The sequence below is a fragment of the Dyadobacter sp. NIV53 genome (genome assembly GCF_019711195.1).
In the GTDB taxonomy this organism is placed as follows: Bacteria; Bacteroidota; Bacteroidia; order Cytophagales; family Spirosomataceae; genus Dyadobacter.
In genome coordinates this window covers 2,174,437-2,192,957 of record NZ_CP081299.1, presented here as the reverse complement: position 1 = coordinate 2,192,957, position 18,521 = coordinate 2,174,437, and the positions used below count along the sequence as shown (strand labels likewise).

The window sequence follows — 18,521 nt, the reverse complement described above, 5'->3', positions numbered from 1 at the left end:
AATGAAAAAAAACTTTATCAACCCACCGGATTTACCGAAATGGACGCAGGCTTTTTCACAGGTGGTGACTGTCAGTAACGGTGGCCTGCTCACGATCTATCTTTCCGGGCAGGTTTCGGTTGATCAGGATAATAATCTGGTTGGTGGGGATGACCTGGGGAAACAGGCCGATCGGGCTTTTCATAATCTTCAACTGGCGCTGGAGTCAGCCGGGGCGACGACAAAGGATGTTGTCAAACTCAATATTTTTGTAAAGGATTACAAATTTGCAGATGCGAATACCATTAGTAATGCGTTGCAAAAGGCTTTCCCGCATGAAAATCTTCCTGCGAGTACCTGGTTTGGCGTCCAATCCCTGGCTCTTGATGGTATGTTAATAGAAATCGACGCTATTGCGATATTTGCAGACAAGGATTTTACAAAGTTGTAACGCGGACAGGTTAAAAAATATGTTTAGTATTTTCACCTCATTTTCGGTACTTCCCACACTTTAACAACCTCATCGTTAATTAATTTTGACACCTGTCCATTTTTGTCTTTTACAAAATTAAGTTTCCAGTTCACTACCTTAACAAACAGGCTGGTTTCAGATGTAGCTCCGAGTTCCCATTTGGGTTGCCCCGGAAGCTGCATATAGAGTTTGCCGACTTCCCGACTGACGGTCAAATGCCATTTTTTGTCTCCATAATTACCCAGAAGCGGCTCACTTTGTGCATCACTTAGCTTTATTTCTACCACCCTTTCTACAAATGGCGTAATGGCATTATACCAGAACCGGTGCCAGACTGGCGAACCCCAGCCTAAGACAATACCTGTTTGTAAAAGGAAAATTAGTAAAGAGCCAAACCATGTGATGAAATGTACACGTTTTAATGTGAGCCAATCGTAAACGAACAAGGGAATTAAAAGCAGATCGAGATAAATAAACCGGATAAAAAGTGCTGTCTGTATTCCGGGCAGGAAACGTATCCGGTCAACTGCTGCCTGCAGGACTACAACCGTTGCAAGGAAAAGCAGCCTTTTGTGTGCACTGATATTCTTTTTACGCACCAGCATTCCCCACGTAAAGAAAATTCCAAAAAATATAAGCCCGTCTAGCTGGATAAATAAAATATCAAATTGCCCGTCTGCTTCCGGTGGATTATTGGCAATAAGAGCGCGAACAGTAACAATTACAAGAGAAAGCCAGACGAGTATGCCAAATACAAAACCAGTTTGCCCCAATTGGCGATGGCGTTTTATGTTTGCATTGGCCACAAGCAGGCTCTGCGCCAGAAAAATTCCGAGCCAGACTGTCATGATGAACCCGTGAACATGCAAAAACCAATGAACTTTGATTTGTCCGCTTGCGATCATTTGATAGTCTGGTACAAAACCTAATATAACTAAAATGGGAAAGAGAACCGCCATGAAAACGAAAAAGTATCTACCGCGGCGAGCCGGTATTTTTTTGGATTCTGTACCTTCTAATATGCTGATCATTTCGCGGGAATTGTAAGTTCTTGAATCAGGTTTAATGTGTTATCGTGCAGGTCAGAACAGGATAACCGTGACAAGTTGTGCAGCAATAATGCTCATGCCGCCAATAATGGTGATTCTGTGTATGCGGCTTGTGGTTGTAAGGTCATAAGCGATTAATGGAATCAGCAGCAGGTCCAGGTAAAAAAAGAAAACATTCGGATTTTCCATTCCATACCACGGAAGCCAGCTCATCCTGCCGACAGCTGCCTGTAATAAAACCAGCATAGCCAGGTAAAGCAGGCGTTTGTGTTCTGCTGCTTTTCTCCGGGCGAGCACGGCCCGGACGAAGAAGAAACCAAACAAATTCATGGCCGAGACTTGTACCCAAAGTGCTGGCCAAATCACTTCCTTCAGACTATGTACGTGAGGAGGAAAACCGATCAGGACGCGGTAACTCACGATACCCATAGAAAGCCAAACCATTACTCCCAGGCCAATGGAATAAAAACCCAGTTTCCGATGCAGTTTCAGATTACCATTTTTGACCAGGATGGTCTGTATTAAAAATACGACGAACCACGCAGCCATGATCGCACCGTGAACATGGACAAACCAGTGAAATTTGAATGTGCCGGCATATGCGGCCTGATAGCTAGGCACAAATCCTGCAACGGCCATAATACAAAACACGCAAGCCATTGCCGCGAAGAAATACCTTCCCGATCTTTCATGATTTGAAAGCTTTTTCTCTTGTAAAAAGTCGTTTTCCCGAGACGGAATGATCATGGCCGGTTGAGTGAAGTATCTGTTTGAGAAAGAATGTGATTGTAAAGCTGCAGCACAAAATCGAATGAAAACCAGCAGATTATCAGGATAACGATTCCGTATGCCAGGATCATGACGAGCAGCAATGTCTTTTCCAGGTCGGGCAGATGAGTTTTCATGAATTTTCTTTTGATTGAGCGGATGGAAATCTTTCAACCAAAAGTAAGGTGTTCAGCCAGGCACAGGTTAGTACAATCAGCCCTCAATATATTAACCTCGTAACGGGTGGATTACAAGAAGTTATTCGGGAATTGAAGCCTGCTAATCCTGTAACAAAAGCTGTAACAACGGTAACAAAGCGATGCTAACGGTGAAAGCGGATATTGATTAAAGTGTACGGTCCAGCTCTGCAACGAAGGCCGACGGAGTTTTGCCGAACTGTTCCTGGAAGCATTTGGAAAAATAAGAATGCGAGGCGAAACCGACCTGATCAGCAATCTGCGATACGGTACCGCTATTGGCGGCTAACAATTGTGCTGCGCGCCGGAGCCGGATGGTGCGCAGGAAATCGCTGGGTGACTGCCCGGTCAGTGCATGCAGCTTGCGGTACAATTGCATCCGGCTCATGCCAATTTCGCGGCCGAAGGTTTCTACACTGAAATTCTCATCAGCCATGAATCGTTCTATAATTGCCATTGCACGATTTAAAAATTGCTCGTCGTAGGAAGAAATAGCAATGTTTCCGGGTTGTAAGGTTACTTCACGGCTGTATCGTTCTTTGAGCTGTCGGCGTATTTCGATGAGGTTATCAATACGGGTAAGCAGCTCTCTGACTTCAAACGGTTTGGTAAGATAATCGTCTGCTCCGGTTTCGAGGCCATGTAATTTACTTTCTGCCGATGCTTTTGCAGTTAACAGAATAACCGGAATATGGCTTGTTTTTTCATCTGTTTTCAGGCGTTTACAAAGTTCAATTCCATCCATTTTTGGCATCATAATGTCAGAAATTACCAAATCCGGAATATGTTCCTGGGCAAGTCGATAACCTTCCACACCATCAATCGCCTCCATTACCTGATAAATAGCATGTTGGGCAAGTGACTGGATAATGAAATCGCGAAGGTCAGTATTGTCTTCTACGACCAAAACCAGTGGAGCTTCCGGGTTCGTCTCCCGGTTTATCTTTTGTTTCTCACCGAATCCGGATACTTCATTTTTATCCTTTTTAAAACCAGGTGATACTTCGTTGGATATGGACTGCAAAACAGTTGCTGGCTCGTTCAGTTGAGCAGAATGAAGCAATTCCAGGGGCAGGGAAACCACGAATTTGCTACCCAGTCCGATAGAACTGGAAACCTTAATTGTACCCTCGTGTAGTTCCACCAGTTCACGGGTAAGAGCAAGTCCGATCCCAGACCCTTCCTGCTCGTGGGCAAGTGAATTATCAACCTGGTGAAAGCGGTCAAAAATGCGTTCGAGCTGGTCAGCAGGGATTCCTGTACCGCTGTCGGTAACCGTAAATTCAACAGCTATATACGGTTTGTCAAGCGCTTTTTTTGAGATTTCCTGACCGCGCAAAATTTCCATAGACAGAGAAACCCTGCCATTTTCCGGTGTAAACTTAAATGCATTGGAAAGCAGATTGTTCAGGATTTTTTCCAGTTTATCCATGTCGAAACTGAGCCAGAGATTTCCTTCCGGCACAATAACCTGAAATGCAATTCCCCGGCTTTCTGCCAAAGAAATAAAGGCATTCGCTATCCGTTTTACAAAATAAATCAGGTCGCCGGGTTGTGCATCAATCTGCATTTTTCCGGCTTCCAGTCTGGAAAGATCGAGCAATTGGTTGACCAAAAGCAAGAGCCGTTTTGCGTTCCTGTGCATGCTCCTGAACTGGCCGGAATACGGATTGTCGTCGGATATATCGGTAAGCCAGTTCTCCAGCGGACTGAGAATAAGTGTCAAAGGTGTACGGAATTCGTGTGATACATTAGTGAAAAAATCGGATTTAAGGCGATCCATTTCCAATAACTGCTGCGCTTTTATCTCTTTTATCTTCAATGCATTTTTAACACGTTCGCGCCTCAGTAAAGCTTGCCAGCCGCCAAAGAAAAGTGCAGCAAGGATAAAAACATATAAAGTATAAGCCCAGCCTGTACGCCACCAGGGTGGTGAAATGAGAATCGTCATGGATTTTTCAACCCAAATCCCGTCACTGTTGGAAGCCCTGACCCGAAAATTAAATTCTCCTGGCGGAACATTGGAGTAGTTCGCGGTACGTTCCGCGCTAACCGGATGCCATTCCGCATCGTAATTTTCGAGTTTATACGTGTACAAATGAAGTTCAGGATGCCGGAAGTCAATGGCTGCAAAGTCTATAGAGAAAACATTTTGGGTATGGTCCAGCTCTACCGATTTTTCTTGTGGCGTGATCAACTGATTATGAACCCGAAAAGCAGAGAAATTGAGTAACGGTGGAATAGGGCGGTTTATTAATAATTCTTCAGGTTGAAAATGAAAATATCTCTCCATACTTCCGAAATAAATGCTTCCATCACGCCTTTTGTAACTTCCCCCAAAAAAGAAATCTTCACCCAGCGGCACACCATAATTGGTGCTAAACCAGCGAATAGACTTCCGGTTTGCACTTACAGCTCCGATACCGTTGGACGTGGTTGCCCAAAGATTGTCCTCATTATCCGCGATCAGGGACTTTACAAACGAAAGCGTTTTGCCCGAACCACGATCTGTAAAAGGCAAAAAAACGCCACTTTTTCGTTCATAACGGTGCAGTCCCAGCGAAGATGCCACCCATATAGTGCCATGGCGATCCTCCACTATTTGCGTAACAATACTCCAGGGCAGAAAATGTTTAAACTTTCCCGTTGCCCGGTCCATCAGATTAAGCCCGCCTCCATTAGTTCCAACCCAGAATGCACCAGTATGATCTTCCTGTACGGCAAGTATATAATCATTACTGATGGAAGTGCTGTCCCGATCCTGATGCCGGTAATGCCTGAATTTTCCGGAATTGTTCTCCATTCTGTCCAGGCCACCTGCTGTCAGTATCCAGTTTGTCCCACTGCGGTCCTGATAAAAACCAGCTGCCTCTCCCGGACTCATGCTGAATACATCAGAAGAATCGTGCACGTAATGGGTAAACTTTCCTTTGGCAGTTTCATAAAGGTACAACCCATTATTCCAGGTAGAAATCCAACGATTCCCCTGCCTGTCAGTGTTTAACCTTGTCACATGATCGGTTGAAAGTTTAGTCTGTTTTCTTGCCTCTTTGAGCCAATTAGCAGCTGGTTTTGAAACAGAATCCCCTGTAATCAATCCACTAATCGTCCCAATCCAAAGAGTGCCGGTGGAGTCTTCTTCAAAATAATGAACACCGGTTAGCGTTTTTTCTTTCTTAACAGGGCTATCCGTTACGATCACCTTGACAAGATGGCCGGGAATGGTTCCTATCCAAAGTGTGCCGTCACGGGTTCGGCAGGCAGAAAAAAGGTTGAAATCGGGAAGCCCGTCCGCAGGTGTCAGATAATGTTTCACTCGGCCCGATGCCGGATCGTACCGGTTTGCACCAGCGTCAAGCGTACCGATCCAGATGGCACCTGCGGGATCCTCCCTGATAAACCGGATTCCGCTTGTAGGGAATGCCCGAAGATTTTTTTCTTTGGTAAAAGGGCGGCTAAGCCTTCCCGGATCTGTTTCCTGAAAGGGATATCGGGTAAATTTTCCGGATTTGCGATTCATAGTATGCAAGCCATCTCCGCCAGTCCCAATCCAGAAAGTTCCCCGACTGTCTTCAAAAATAGCCAGAACCCGATTTTCTATCAGCGAGTTCGGATCGGAGGGATTGTGAAGGTAACGGGTAAATGTGTTCGTCCGGCGGTCCAGCTTATTCAAACCTCCCTCAAAAAGTTTGGAACTGCCCTGATCTCCCGTTCCGATCCAGAGAGTACCTTGTTTGTCCTCATAAATACTGCTGATATGCCTGTGGCTGAGCGTCCGGGGATTTTTTGCTATGGATTGATACGGAATGAAGCGCCCTGTCGGCTTCTCCAAACGATATAGGCCACCAATTGTACCAATCCAGAGATTACCCAAATGGTCTTCAAGAAGCGCACTGATCGCGTTGTCTTCATATTTGTATTCCTTTCGTTTGATTACCTGATGATGGGTAAATTTTCCGGTTTTCGGATTCAGGCAATCCAGTCCCGAACTCCATCCTCCAATCCAGATCAATCCATCGCGGGTAGGGCAAACCGTCCTGACATTGTCCCCAGCCAGAGAATTAGGGTTTTTGGGGTCGTGCTGATATATTTTCCAGGTATATCCGTCAAAGCGCATCAAACCGGAACCCGAAGCAAGCCATAGATAACCCTGCCCATCCTGGCGTATATCTGCTATCTCATGCGCATCAAAACCCGGCGGCGTGCTGATTGTTTCAATAAGAGGCTGCTGTGCCAATAGGAGCGTACCGCTGATGAAAAAGAGCGTCAGTGAAAGTGCGAGGCGAAAAGCATATTGGATCATGGTGACCTTCAATAAGATTCTGTACTAAGCTAGCCTATTTTTCATTATATCAGGTGCTTATATCAATAAAATTAGGGAATGGTGTTTTTATATTTGATCAATGAAGTATCAATTTGCTCTTGCAGAAGAATTATGGATTTGAGCTGTTTTTAATATGTTATAATGATTCTGCTGAAAAATAGAATTAAGCTGAATTGAAAAGATAATTTCAATAAAAACACCCCGCCAGCATTGCCAGCGGGGTGTTTGAACCTAACTATTATCCCAATTTAAAAATCTATAATGTCTCCGCGAAAGAAACCGCAACTTCTTTGTCTTTTACCACGGCCATAAATCCGGAGCCATGCCGGAAAATGAACCCTTCGCTTTCAGTGATGGATTCGGGAACTGTTGCGATTGTTGTATCTATGGTCTGTATCTGCCATCCGTTGGCGTGTGGAAGTACTACAAAAACGTGTTCGTTCTTATTTTTCCATACTGCGGAATATTCATCAAAAACGGCTACGTTATTTGGTAAAATGGTCCTGTTGGCATAGTCAGCTTCTGATTTGGCTTTTCTGATGGCTTCATATAATTCATTTTCGATCATGATCGCTGCAAAGTCAAGCGCCTTTTCGAACTGTGCAAGTTGTTCGGCGGCGTTGGTTACATCTCTGTTGAAACGGCCGATGATACTGGAAGTATTCCTGAATCCGGATGGTAATGCACGCATCAGCTCAAAAATATTGTCACGATTGGTGTCCATCGCATCGATCGAACTGATGAACTGGCCAAAAAACGGCTGCGCATCGGGAGGGCAAATCCTGTTTTTGAAATTCTCATAGATCAATCCGGCAGCCGATTGAAGGGCCATATCCTGATGATGATCAAAATTGAACATCAGCGGGTTATATTCACCACCAACATCCAGTACCGCCACCGACGGATCAGCAATTGCCGGGGCAAGGATCTGCGGATTTCGGGTGCGCGAAAGTTCGACCTGATAACCAATATATTTCAGGAGGGCCACGGCGAATATTTCATCTGCATGAAATGTGGTGTCGTGGGTAATAACTTTTAGGTAATGCATAATTGATAAAAATTCAGGATATCACAAATTTAATGGATTATTTCCTAATAATTGGAATATATCCAACTATTTATTTCGATATACTGGAAATTTTATTGCTCGTGAATAACCTGAAATTGAAAAGAGGATTGAAAAACTAAAAGCGGGTCAGATAAAAAACAAGGCAGATTAGGAAATGAAACGGAATGGATGATCGCAATTTTAAGGACATACAATCCTACTCCGAAAAAACTTTCCGGTTGTTAAACAATCTAAATTCTGAACAATTTAAGTGTACAGGTTACTTTTTAAAACGACCTGCCGGCGTTAGTCCCGTTATTCTGGCCGGAAGATTTTTTTCTGTTGCCTTCATTGGATTTACGAACTTCCAATTCAAGATTTTCAATCAGGTCAGCCAGCGTCCAGTGTATTTTAACCAATCGCGGCGTATCTGACTGGTCAAGATAGCTAACCAGGTGCCTGCCATCCTTTTCCGGCCTGCTGATCAGATACTCCCTTATATACCTGTAACCTTGATTGTGGTTTTTAACAGCTCCGGTAATGCGGTAAAAAATGGCAGAAACCTTAACTGACGAGGTAGTAATAGTAATAAACCAATCGTTTTGGTGAGTGATGGTTAACTCACCGTCATGCAGTGTTACATCATCATAAACATACAACTTTGCTTTGGGCCATTTTTTTAGAATAAGCCCCAGAATATTTTCACATAGCTTTATCATGAGTGGTAAGTTAAGTATGTGGTAAGAAATACACCCAATACTGGAAAATTACATAAAAAGACTTTCATAGCCAACTTGTAATAAAACTGTCTGTTAGTTACTTAACTTCTGGTTAGCTTAAAAAGTGCTGTTATGATCTGCCTGCCTGAAATTACATAAAACCTGATATAATTACCATTAACAATGCTTCCGGGATCAGGGAATTATAAATTATGCTTTTTTAGAAAAAACCATATTTGTTCAATAAAAAATGAAATAATACAGTATACGACGGTACTTGTAATTTTGGTGCTGTTATATGCTAATTCAACAGCTGGAAACAAAATCGGATAAAACCTGCTACATTTATGGCAAACACAAATTGCAGGATGGCTGGAAGTCTTTCAAACATATATTTGACCGATGACGACGATGATGACAGGTTTTTGATATGTGAAGCAATCAAAGCCATTGGCATATCGGTACATATCATTGAAGCAGTCAATGGATGTGACCTGCTCGGTAAAATCGGACATGACCACGCTCCGAAAGCAGACTTAATTCTTCTGGATATGAATATGCCAAGAATGAACGGACTGGAAGCCGCCCAGGCGATCAGGACCAACAAGGTATATGAAAACGTCCCGCTGGTGATGATCACTACTTCTAATGACAAACATCTGGCCCTAAATGCTGCCGAGTCTGGCATAGATCTTTTCAGGACTAAACCAGTCAGTTTTGAGGGTTATATAAACCTGGCCAGGGAACTGACTGAGCGCTTTAGATTGTAAACCAATTACTTTATTTTTTACTGGCCTGTTTATTAATTTATTAATATTCGGCAATGCTGGCTTGAAAGCCGGAGTTCTGTTTATTTACCGATTTCTTTATCTTTCCTAAAAAAATACCAATTCATGGAAGGCACGTCTAAGCCCTTTAATACCGATAATGCCCTGGAAATACAGCGACTTGAGCTCGCCCTTGAATCAGCAGGTATCGGTACCTGGGAATATGATCTACAAACAAACCACGTCCGTTTATGCCGTCGGGCAAAAGCCCTTTTTAATTTAGCAGGCAATGATATCGTTGATCTGGAGTTTCTCCTTGATCGTATTCATGAAAACGACAGGAATGACTTCACGAGTGAAATTGATGCTTCTTTAAAAAACGGAGTAACTTTTTCAACAGAGTTACGTACGATTGTGGATCACACAGGTACATACCGCTGGCTGCATTGCAAAGGACAATCCCATTCAGATCCTGCAACAAGTACTTCACGAGTTTTAGGTACCTTCAGTGATATTACAAATGAGGTTGAAAACAGGGGACGTCTTAAAGAGCAGCAAAAGCATTCAAGAAGTTTTCAGACCGTTGCACAGCAGGCACCTATGGCCATCGGGCTTTTAAGCGGGCCGGAACTGATTGTTGAACTCGGCAATGATAAGCTCTTTGAGGTCTGGGGTAAAAGTCCTTCCATCACCGGAATGAGACTGGTAGATGCATTGCCGGAAATAGAGGGACAGGGTTTTGTGGAATTGCTTCAAAATGTTTACAAAACCGGGTTGCCTTATGCAGGCAGCGGCTATCCTGCCACATTATTCAGAAATGACCAGCCCGAGCAGGTTTACTTTGATTTTGTATATACTCCCATGCTGGAAGAAAATGGAGAAATATCCGGGATCATGGTCATGGCAAATGAAGTGACCGCACAGTATAACGCAGTCAAAGAACTTGAGGCAAGTGAAAACAAATTTCGGACACTGATCGAAGAAATCCCCGTAGGTATCAGTCTTTTTACAGGAAAGGACATGATCGTGGAGCTGATCAACCAGCCTATGACCCAATACTGGGGAAAAGATATGTCGGTAATTGGCAAACCTCTCAGGGAAGCTCTTCCCGAACTGGAAGGACAGCCCTTTCATGATATTCTTGCAGATATTTATAATAACGGAACAACTTTTACCTCAGTAGACGCACCGGTTGATCTGGAGGTAGATGGAAAACTCAGTACCTACTATTTTACTTATACCTACAAACCGCTGTTTGATGAGTTGGGGAAGGTTTATGGGATCATAGATATGTCCATTGATGTAACTCCACAGGTGCTGGCGAAAAAGGCATTACAGGAAAGTGAATCCAAATTAAGGACTGTGATAGCATCTGCTCCGGCGGCGATCGGCCTTTTTGTAGGTCGTGACCTGGTGGTGGAACTACCTAACCAGAGCTTCATTGATATAGTGGGTAAGGGTCCGGATATTACTGGAAAACCGTTGCGTGAAGTAATGCCGGAACTGGAAAGCCAGCCTTTTTTACAGATTCTTGATGATGTATACACAACCGGCATCACATATAACAGCTTTGGCACACAGGTCAATATCGTCCAGCATGGTGTAATGAGCCGGAACTATTACGATATTACTTATTCACCGGTTTTTGACAGTGAAGAAAAAGTATATGCTATACTCGATATTGCTATTGAGGTAACAGAGCGGGTACATGTGGAAAAACAAATACGGCAGAGTGAGCTGCAGCTCTTATCGCTCTTTGAGCAGTCGCCTGTTGGAATTGCCATGATCAGCAAAGACGATCTGACCTTCACTATGGCCAATCCGTTTTACGGCAAACTTGTTGGCAGGCCGCCGCAGGAAATTATTGGCAAGCCACTTATACAGGCACTTCCTGAAATGCAGGGACAGGGTTTTGACAAACTTTTACAGCAGGTTATAACTACAGGAATTCCGTTTATTTCCAAAGAACAGCCGGTAGATATCATATATGACGATGTGCTGCAAACGATTTATGTAAATCTGGCCTACCAGCCGCAGCGTGATCTGGAAGGAACCATCACTGGGGTGCTGGTTGTGGCAACAGATCTGACCGAGCATGTACTGGCCAGAAAAAAAATTGAAGAAACACAGGCTTTTCTGCGCGGCGCCATTGAACTTGCCGAACTGGGTACTTTCTCAATTGATTTGAATACCGGAACCCTGGACTACTCAGATCGGTTGAAATACTGGTTTGGCCTACAAAAAAATGACCAGCTCACCTCTGAAAAAACGTATGCAGCAATCTCCGAAAAAGATCGCCCTGCGGTTATCGCTGCTGTAAACCAGGCCATTGCTCCCGGATCAAACGGCCTATTTGATATGGAGTATATGATGGATGCAGAAAAGACAGGATCTTCCAGGATCCTGCATGCCCAGGGTAAAGTACGTTATGATGAAAACGGCAAACCAGTGATAATGACCGGCACCGTCCAGGACGTGACTGTACAAAGAAAAATCAATCTTACACTCGAATTACAGGTACAGGAGCGCACTGAAGAGCTCGAAGCATCGAACGAAGAACTGGCTGCTATCAATGAGGAATACATTGCTACAAATGAAGAGCTTTCGGACTCAAACAACAGGCTGAACCAGTCCAATGTCAACCTTCAGCAATTTGCCTATGTCGCTTCCCACGATCTTCAGGAGCCGTTGCGCAAGATACAATCGTTTTCAAATTTGCTATCTGTACGTTATGGTGACAAGCTCGGTGACGGCGCAAATTACCTTCAGCGTATGCAGGCTGCTGCACAACGTATGTCTGCAATGATCGAAGACCTGCTGGCATTTTCGCGCCTCACGAGCAATAATGAAATAACCGATACTGTTTCCCTGACCAAAATCGTTTACGAAGTTTTAAATGACCTTGAACTGGTCATCACTGAATCATCAGCAAGTATTACAGTCCGCCAGCTGCCGGAAATCCAGGGCGACCGTATGCAATTGAACCAGTTGTTTCTTAACCTGATCAGCAATGCGCTTAAATTTAAAAAACCAGATGTAAACCCGGTAATTGAAATTAAGTGCGAAACCATTTTAAGCTCCGATCTTCCGGCTTCCCTGATTGTTACCCGGACTCCCGGTGCATATTACAAAATAGATGTTGCAGACAATGGAATTGGTTTTGACCAGCAATATGCGGACCGTATTTTCCAGCTGTTCCAGCGTTTGCACGGTCGCAGCCAATATTCGGGAACCGGAATAGGCCTGGCCATTTGTGAACGTGTAGCTGCTAACCATAACGGTGGCATTGGTGTCGTAAGCCATCCAGGAGAAGGGGCTGTGTTCAGTATTTACCTGCCGGTCTCACAACTTTAGGCATAAGTAATAGACCTTATCACGAATTATATTGTAAGACAGTATTAGTATCGGCAGTAGGAAATCATCCAAAATCTCCTTCCAAGCATCAATTTGACAGCCGAATGCCGACGGCCGATAGCAATACAAAAGAATTCGTGATAAGGTCTCCTATACATTAAAATAGAAATTACATTATTCCATTCATGGCCGTCAAAATAATCGGGGCTTTATCGGTAACTACGATGGTATGTTCGTGCTGGGCCATAAACCCGCCTTTGTTTCCAACCATAGTCCAGCCATCACTGAGCTGGCTTGCGTAAGATGACGTTGTCGAAATAAAGGTTTCAATGGCAACGACTGAATTCTTTTTGAACCGCCTGTGGTCAGATTTATTTTTAAAGTTCATCAATTCATCCGGCTGTTCGTGAAGTCCTCTGCCAATGCCATGCCCTGCAAGGTTTCTGATCACTTTGAAACCGCGCTTTTTAGCCTCCGATTCCATTATATGGCCAATATCAGCTATTTTAACACCACCTCTGATATTGCTGATCGCCCTGACCAAAATTTCCTTCGATGCGTTTACAAGCTTTTGATGCTGATTAATATCCTGCCCAAGGACAAACGAACCTCCGTTATCAGCCCAAAAACCATTCAGTTCTGCGGAAACGTCTATATTGACAAGATCTCCCTCTTTCAATTTCCTTTTTGATGGAACTCCATGGCAAAATTCATTATTGACACTGATGCAGGTCCAGCCAGGAAATCCGTAAGTTGAGTGAGGTGCTGATTTCGCACCAAACTCAGTCAGTATTTTTGCACCAAACTCATCAAGCTCTTTTGTGGTCATTCCAGGCTGGGCATATTGCGTCATTTTCTTTAAAGTATATGCTACCGCCTCGCTCGCATTCTGCATCCCTGTTAAGTCAGACTCTTTTGTTATGGACATAAATCGTGTTGTAATGTTGAACAGTCAAAATTCTTCGCAACCGCGATCTTTGCAGATACAGAGAATTTCGGTCATTTTGATTTTGTAAAAATACGATTTTATCTTCACAACTGGCCTTTTGAAGCTGGCCGCATATTATTGCAGACTATATCTCAATTGAATGTTTGCCGAAATTCCAGCGGGGAAATGTTCGTTTTCTTTTTGAATAGCTTGTTAAAGGATTGCGGATATTCGAAGCCTAATTGATATGCGATTTCTGCAACCGATAGATTTGTCAGAGTAAGGTATTCTTTTGCCCTTTCGATCAGTTTTTCCTGAATGTGCTGCTGTGCACTTTGTCCTGTAAGCGATCGTAAAAGATCACTCAGATAATGGGGTGACAAATGGAGTTGGCCCGCCAGGAATTCAACAGTGGGCAATCCGTTTTCGAGGCTTTTTTCCTGGTCAAAATATTGATTTAAAAGCATTTCCATTCTGGTCAGCACGTCATGGTTCACAGCTTTGCGGGTGATGAATTGCCTTTCGTAAAACCGGTTACTGTAGTTCAGCAACAGGTCAATTTGTGAAAGGATAATATCCTGTGTATGCCGGTCGATATGCTGATATTCTGCAACTATTTTTTCAAATATTTCAACAATGTTTTTTTCTTCCTTTTCCGAAAGATGCAGTGCTTCATTCACGGCATAAGAAAAGAACCCATAATTTTTTATGGTTGTCGCAAGCGGATGTTTGTACAGAAAATCGGGATGGAACAACATTGCGCTCCCCGTTCCTGAGTCCGGGCCCAATATTTCTGCATGCGGAACATCAAGTGCCTGAATCTGCCTGGGTGCAATAAAAGTCATTAAACCCTTGTCGAAATCATAGTACTGCTGGCCGTATTTCACTTTTCCGGTAATATCCCTTTTCAGGGATACACAATAGAAGTTCAAAGAGAAATGTTCCCATATCCTGTTATAAGTAAATCGCATATCCGCAACCCTCACTATACTTATAAGCGGGTGTAGCGGTTCGGGTAAAGATACCAGTCGATGAAACTCGGATATGGAATTAATGGTATTCATTTAGACTTTATTTTTTAATTCAGTACAGGCAACTGTTCTTTGAGCAGCTGCCTGTTTTTTTTAATTATCCAAGAATCTGCTCTCTGATCTCTTTTCTTGATTCCTCACTTCCAACCTCCAGACGCCTTGCATACATGGCTTTTGCATCATTACCTGCAATATAACGAATCTGGTCTTTGCCATCTGTTGCGGCTTCATAAACAATTTCGGCTATCTGCTCAGCAGTTGCAGCTGCCTGCATCATGCCATCGGTAAGGCTAAATAATTTTTCTTCCAATTCCTGATATTCAGGGTGCAGGCTCCGATCCAGAGACCGGTATAGAAAATCCGTGGCGATACCGCCGGGAGCGATCGTTTTTATGCCAATATTGTGCACACCCAGCTCAAATGACATACTTTCCGACCAGCCCTCTATGCCAAATTTCGTAGCGTGGTATATGGAATGTAACGGAAACCCTAAAAGCCCGCCCATGGATGTGGTACTGATAAACAAACCGCTTTTCTTTTCTCTGAAATGTGGGATAAAAGCATGTGTAACCCTTATTACGCCCAAAAGATTGGTATTGATCTGTCTTAAAATCTGTTCGTCACTTAATGCTTCCATGGCGCCCATCAATCCGTATCCAGCGTTGTTAAACACTACATCGATCGCATATAAGGAAATGGCTTTTGCAACCGCGGCGTTAATCTGTTCCGGATTGGTAACGTCTAGCGGTAAAAGTGTAACATTATCAAGTTCGGTAAGTTCTGTTTCCTTTTCGGGATTTCGCATGGTAGCAATCACATTCCATCCTTTACTTTGAAATAATTTGGCGGCAGCTTTTCCCAAACCTGTTGATGCTCCTGTTATAAAAATTGTTTTTTGCATTTTTTCTTCTGATTTATTGTAATGCAAAAATCCGTCAATTAGCTAAGCTCTGTGTTGCCAAACCGCGTTAAGTTGTTTCCAGATTGGCGGGTGTTTTCTGAAATGGCCGGGATAATTGCATCCGTGGCAAAACCAAAATCTGCCCCAAATGCTTTTCGCCTTGTTTTTGAGCTAACAATCAGAAATTTTGGTACAGCTGTTAAGTTGAATTTGGCAAAAAACTATGGTATGTGACCGGCTAAATAGTAAATACCTGTCAAAATCAGTTTTATTAGTAATTAATCGCCCGAATATGAAAACCCGAAGTCTTTTTTCTGCAATCGTTTTGGCCGCCTGGATTTTAGGATTTGTGATTGCACCTGCATTTGGTCAACGTATCAACAAACAAAGATTGGTTGTACTTTCCGATATTGAGGCTGATCCCGATGATACGCAGTCATTGATCAGGCTGCTTCTGTATTCCAATGAAATCGATATTGAGGGTTTGATCGCAACAACGTCAATCCATCAGCAATCCGGTGTTTATCCAAAATCGATCAGCAGTGCTGTGCAAGCTTATGGACAGGTTCAGCCTAATTTGTTAAAGCACGCGCCCGGATATCCAACGTCGGGCAATTTATTGAAACTCATCAAATCCGGGCAAGGGAGTTATGGAATGGCCAGTGTAGGAGAAGGAAAAGACACGGAGGGGTCGAACTGGGTGATTCAGGCACTGGAAAAACAAGACAACCGGCCGCTTTGGGTGTCGGTGTGGGGAGGCGCAAATACATTGGCACAGGCGCTGTGGAAACTTAAAAACTCCAAAACTGACTCTCAACTGAATGAGCTGATCAAAAAACTGAGGGTTTACGCCATTTCTGATCAGGACAACAGCGGCAACTGGATCAGGAGCAACTTTCCATCACTTTTTTTCATAGTGACGCCAGGCGGTTACGGCAAGGCTACATGGACAGGTATCAACAGCTACATAAAAGGGATCGACAATCAAACAATCAGCAATAAATGGCTGGCGGAAAATATTCAACGTGATCATGGCCCACTCGGATTACTATATCCGGATGTTGCTTATGGAATGGAGGGAGACACTCCATCGTGGCTATCCTTGATCCCAAATGGCTTGAATAATCCTGAGCATCCTGACTGGGGCGGCTGGGGAGGACGTTACGAATTTTACAAGCCGCGGTTATCGGATCTGGACGAAAAGGGCTTTACCGGCGGCGTACCGGTTGTCGCTGAAACGGGCCCGATATGGACAAATGCCAGTGATTCCTATTCTCCGATCGTTTCCAGGGATTATGGCCGGGCCGTAACCTTTGATACAACTACTTTTAAAGACAATAAAGTAACCTTATGGAGGTGGCGGGATGATTTTCAGAATGATTTTGCGGGAAGAATGGATTGGACCGTCAAAGACTATAAAAATGCAAATCACCCACCATTACCCGCTTTGGCACATGCGGATACGATAAGAATAAAATCAGGTTCGTATTTCGTACTGGATGCAACAGGAACCAGTGATCCGGATGGTGACCATTTAAGTTTTTTATGGTTTCAATACCAGGAGGCGGGTTCTTATAAAGACCGGATAACTTTTGCTCAGGCTGAAAATTTGTATAGGCTGTCTGCTAAGGCACCAGAAGTTTCCACGACCGAAACAGCACATTTCATACTAAGAGTTACGGATAAAGGCAACCCGGCACTTACACGGTATCGGCGTGTGATCGTTTATATTTCACCTAAGTAAACAAACCCTAAAACGAACTTATTAAATGGTGATAATTAATACATGACTAAGGGAAGCTTAAACGTGCAATTATGAAAATAGGATAAGTCAGATTTTTCCCGGAATAACCAGGTAGATGACATTTATTGACACAGGCAATCAGGATCAGACTTTGCCAACTCTATATAGTTTGTGTGTGCATTGTACTTAAAAACCAACCTATTAAGGTCAAATCATGAGACATGATGGCAAACTTGCACTGAGCAAACTTGTTTTCCTGTTTTTTTTGTCAATGATATGGCACAAAGCTTTTAGTCAGGAAAAATCACTTGTCCTGACAAAGGAACAGGCGGCTGAAGATTTTCAGTGGCTTAGGCGCGCTCTCGAATATGTACATCCACGCCTGTATAAGTATGAAAGCAAGCAGGTTGTTGATGCAAGGTTTGACAGTCTGGGCAGTACAATTAATGGCAATATGAAAGCAATAGATTTGCTTTCGCTTGTTAGTACCATAAACGCATCCGTTCGTTGCGGGCATCTGTATACAATTCCGCAATATGGACTGGCAGATGAAATTCTTAACAAAAAAGTACTGCCATTTTACATCAGAATCATTGATGAAAAAATTTATATACGCTTCAATTGCAGTGACAAACTTATTCCAAACGGATCAAGGATCTTATCTGTCAATGGCAGGAGCGCCGATGAAATTTTGAAATATTTATTGCCACGCATTGCCTCTGACGGAAATATCAGAACCAGAAAGATCAGATTACTGGAACGGTATCATTTTCGCCTGTTCCACGGCTTCGACCTGTATTATCATCTGCATATAGATCGAAGTGACACATTCAAAATAGAATATATTGAGTATAACAGTAATAAAAGTAAGACGATTACTGTCAGTGGAGTAACCTTTGTTGACCGTCAAAGAATATTGCAGGACCGGTATAAAAAAGATGAACAGGCTTGGTTCACGACGCCATCGCCAAATTTTGAGATCAATGAAAAAGAAAAGTACGCAAGACTGGCAATCCCGCGCTCTTTCTATTCGAAAACCGATCCGGATTTTGATTCATTGTTAAATGCGGCGTTCGCAAAAATCAGGGATTTGCAGATCAGGGACCTAATATTGGATCTTAGAAACAATGAAGGAGGCAGCGAGCAGCAGCAGATCGGGCTGATGTCTTATTTATCTAAAAGAACCCTTCCGGCTTTATCAGAACATCTACATTAGCCATCTGGATTTCAGGCCACTCCG

The 18,521-nt window shown here is 43.4% G+C and carries 14 protein-coding genes; 5 read left to right on the top strand and 9 right to left on the bottom strand.

Going from position 1 to position 18,521, the window contains the following annotated elements:
- The first annotated feature begins 1 nt into the window (after position 1).
- Positions 2-430: a RidA family protein gene (locus KZC02_RS08860; protein WP_221393776.1), complete on the top strand. Its 429-nt coding sequence runs from the start codon at positions 2-4 to the stop codon at positions 428-430.
- 32 nt (positions 431-462) lie between these two features.
- On the opposite strand, the gene KZC02_RS08855 is transcribed toward KZC02_RS08860, so the two are convergent.
- From KZC02_RS08855 to KZC02_RS08830, 6 genes are all read right to left on the bottom strand, one after another.
- Positions 463-1,482, bottom strand: a complete 1,020-nt coding sequence (locus KZC02_RS08855; protein ID WP_221393775.1) for a hypothetical protein — start codon at positions 1,480-1,482, stop codon at positions 463-465.
- A 51-nt stretch (positions 1,483-1,533) separates the two neighbouring features.
- A complete protein-coding gene (locus KZC02_RS08850; protein WP_221393774.1) occupies positions 1,534-2,247 on the bottom strand; it encodes a hypothetical protein in 714 nt (237 codons plus the stop codon).
- On the bottom strand, positions 2,244-2,405 hold the full coding sequence (locus KZC02_RS08845) for a hypothetical protein (protein ID WP_221393773.1): 162 nt from the start codon (positions 2,403-2,405) through the stop codon (positions 2,244-2,246). Before KZC02_RS08845 ends, KZC02_RS08850 begins: the two co-directional genes overlap by 4 nt.
- Before the next feature lie 208 nt (positions 2,406-2,613).
- Positions 2,614-6,768: a two-component regulator propeller domain-containing protein gene (locus KZC02_RS08840; RefSeq protein ID WP_221393772.1), complete on the bottom strand. Its 4,155-nt coding sequence runs from the start codon at positions 6,766-6,768 to the stop codon at positions 2,614-2,616.
- 277 nt (positions 6,769-7,045) lie between these two features.
- Complete coding sequence (locus KZC02_RS08835; protein ID WP_221393771.1) at positions 7,046-7,837, bottom strand: MYG1 family protein; 792 nt, start codon at positions 7,835-7,837, stop codon at positions 7,046-7,048.
- A 287-nt stretch (positions 7,838-8,124) separates the two neighbouring features.
- A complete protein-coding gene (locus KZC02_RS08830) occupies positions 8,125-8,556 on the bottom strand; it encodes a hypothetical protein (RefSeq protein ID WP_221393770.1) in 432 nt (143 codons plus the stop codon).
- Positions 8,557-8,903: 347 nt separating this feature from the next.
- Here KZC02_RS08830 and KZC02_RS08825 point away from each other — a divergent pair, with 347 nt between their 5' ends.
- Entirely contained in the window at positions 8,904-9,326 is a 423-nt protein-coding gene (locus KZC02_RS08825) for a response regulator (protein ID WP_221393769.1), read from the top strand.
- Positions 9,327-9,449: 123 nt separating this feature from the next.
- Positions 9,450-12,677 (top strand): PAS domain-containing protein, encoded by a 3,228-nt coding sequence (locus KZC02_RS08820; protein ID WP_221393768.1) that lies wholly within the window; start codon positions 9,450-9,452, stop codon positions 12,675-12,677.
- 169 nt (positions 12,678-12,846) lie between these two features.
- Here the strand turns inward: KZC02_RS08820 and map are convergent, their stop codons facing one another.
- The 3 genes from map to KZC02_RS08805 all read right to left on the bottom strand — a co-directional run bounded on the left by map (position 12,847) and on the right by KZC02_RS08805 (position 15,537).
- A complete protein-coding gene (gene map, locus KZC02_RS08815) occupies positions 12,847-13,605 on the bottom strand; it encodes a type I methionyl aminopeptidase (protein ID WP_221393767.1) in 759 nt (252 codons plus the stop codon).
- Between the two features lie 152 nt (positions 13,606-13,757).
- Entirely contained in the window at positions 13,758-14,669 is a 912-nt protein-coding gene (locus tag KZC02_RS08810) for an AraC family transcriptional regulator (RefSeq protein WP_221393766.1), read from the bottom strand.
- A 64-nt stretch (positions 14,670-14,733) separates the two neighbouring features.
- Positions 14,734-15,537: an SDR family oxidoreductase gene (locus tag KZC02_RS08805; RefSeq protein WP_221393765.1), complete on the bottom strand. Its 804-nt coding sequence runs from the start codon at positions 15,535-15,537 to the stop codon at positions 14,734-14,736.
- Positions 15,538-15,829: 292 nt separating this feature from the next.
- On the opposite strand from KZC02_RS08805, the gene KZC02_RS08800 reads away from it, so the two are divergent.
- On the top strand, positions 15,830-17,281 hold the full coding sequence (locus tag KZC02_RS08800; RefSeq protein ID WP_221393764.1) for a DUF1593 domain-containing protein: 1,452 nt from the start codon (positions 15,830-15,832) through the stop codon (positions 17,279-17,281).
- 214 nt (positions 17,282-17,495) lie between these two features.
- Positions 17,496-18,497, top strand: a complete 1,002-nt coding sequence (locus KZC02_RS08795) for a S41 family peptidase (protein WP_221393763.1) — start codon at positions 17,496-17,498, stop codon at positions 18,495-18,497.
- Positions 18,498-18,521 lie beyond the last annotated feature (24 nt).

Bases quoted from the DNA above. Each gene is read 5' to 3' on its own strand.
- KZC02_RS08860 (WP_221393776.1), top strand. From the start codon at position 2: ATGAAAAAAAACTTTATCAACCCACCGGATTTACCGAAATGGACGCAG.
- KZC02_RS08855 (WP_221393775.1), bottom strand. From the start codon at position 1,482: ATGATCAGCATATTAGAAGGTACAGAATCCAAAAAAATACCGGCTCGC.
- KZC02_RS08850 (WP_221393774.1), bottom strand. From the start codon at position 2,247: ATGATCATTCCGTCTCGGGAAAACGACTTTTTACAAGAGAAAAAGCTT.
- KZC02_RS08845 (WP_221393773.1), bottom strand. From the start codon at position 2,405: ATGAAAACTCATCTGCCCGACCTGGAAAAGACATTGCTGCTCGTCATG.
- KZC02_RS08840 (WP_221393772.1), bottom strand. From the start codon at position 6,768: ATGATCCAATATGCTTTTCGCCTCGCACTTTCACTGACGCTCTTTTTC.
- KZC02_RS08835 (WP_221393771.1), bottom strand. From the start codon at position 7,837: ATGCATTACCTAAAAGTTATTACCCACGACACCACATTTCATGCAGAT.
- KZC02_RS08830 (WP_221393770.1), bottom strand. From the start codon at position 8,556: ATGATAAAGCTATGTGAAAATATTCTGGGGCTTATTCTAAAAAAATGG.
- KZC02_RS08825 (WP_221393769.1), top strand. From the start codon at position 8,904: ATGGCAAACACAAATTGCAGGATGGCTGGAAGTCTTTCAAACATATAT.
- KZC02_RS08820 (WP_221393768.1), top strand. From the start codon at position 9,450: ATGGAAGGCACGTCTAAGCCCTTTAATACCGATAATGCCCTGGAAATA.
- map (WP_221393767.1), bottom strand. From the start codon at position 13,605: ATGTCCATAACAAAAGAGTCTGACTTAACAGGGATGCAGAATGCGAGC.
- KZC02_RS08810 (WP_221393766.1), bottom strand. From the start codon at position 14,669: ATGAATACCATTAATTCCATATCCGAGTTTCATCGACTGGTATCTTTA.
- KZC02_RS08805 (WP_221393765.1), bottom strand. From the start codon at position 15,537: ATGCAAAAAACAATTTTTATAACAGGAGCATCAACAGGTTTGGGAAAA.
- KZC02_RS08800 (WP_221393764.1), top strand. From the start codon at position 15,830: ATGAAAACCCGAAGTCTTTTTTCTGCAATCGTTTTGGCCGCCTGGATT.
- KZC02_RS08795 (WP_221393763.1), top strand. From the start codon at position 17,496: ATGAGACATGATGGCAAACTTGCACTGAGCAAACTTGTTTTCCTGTTT.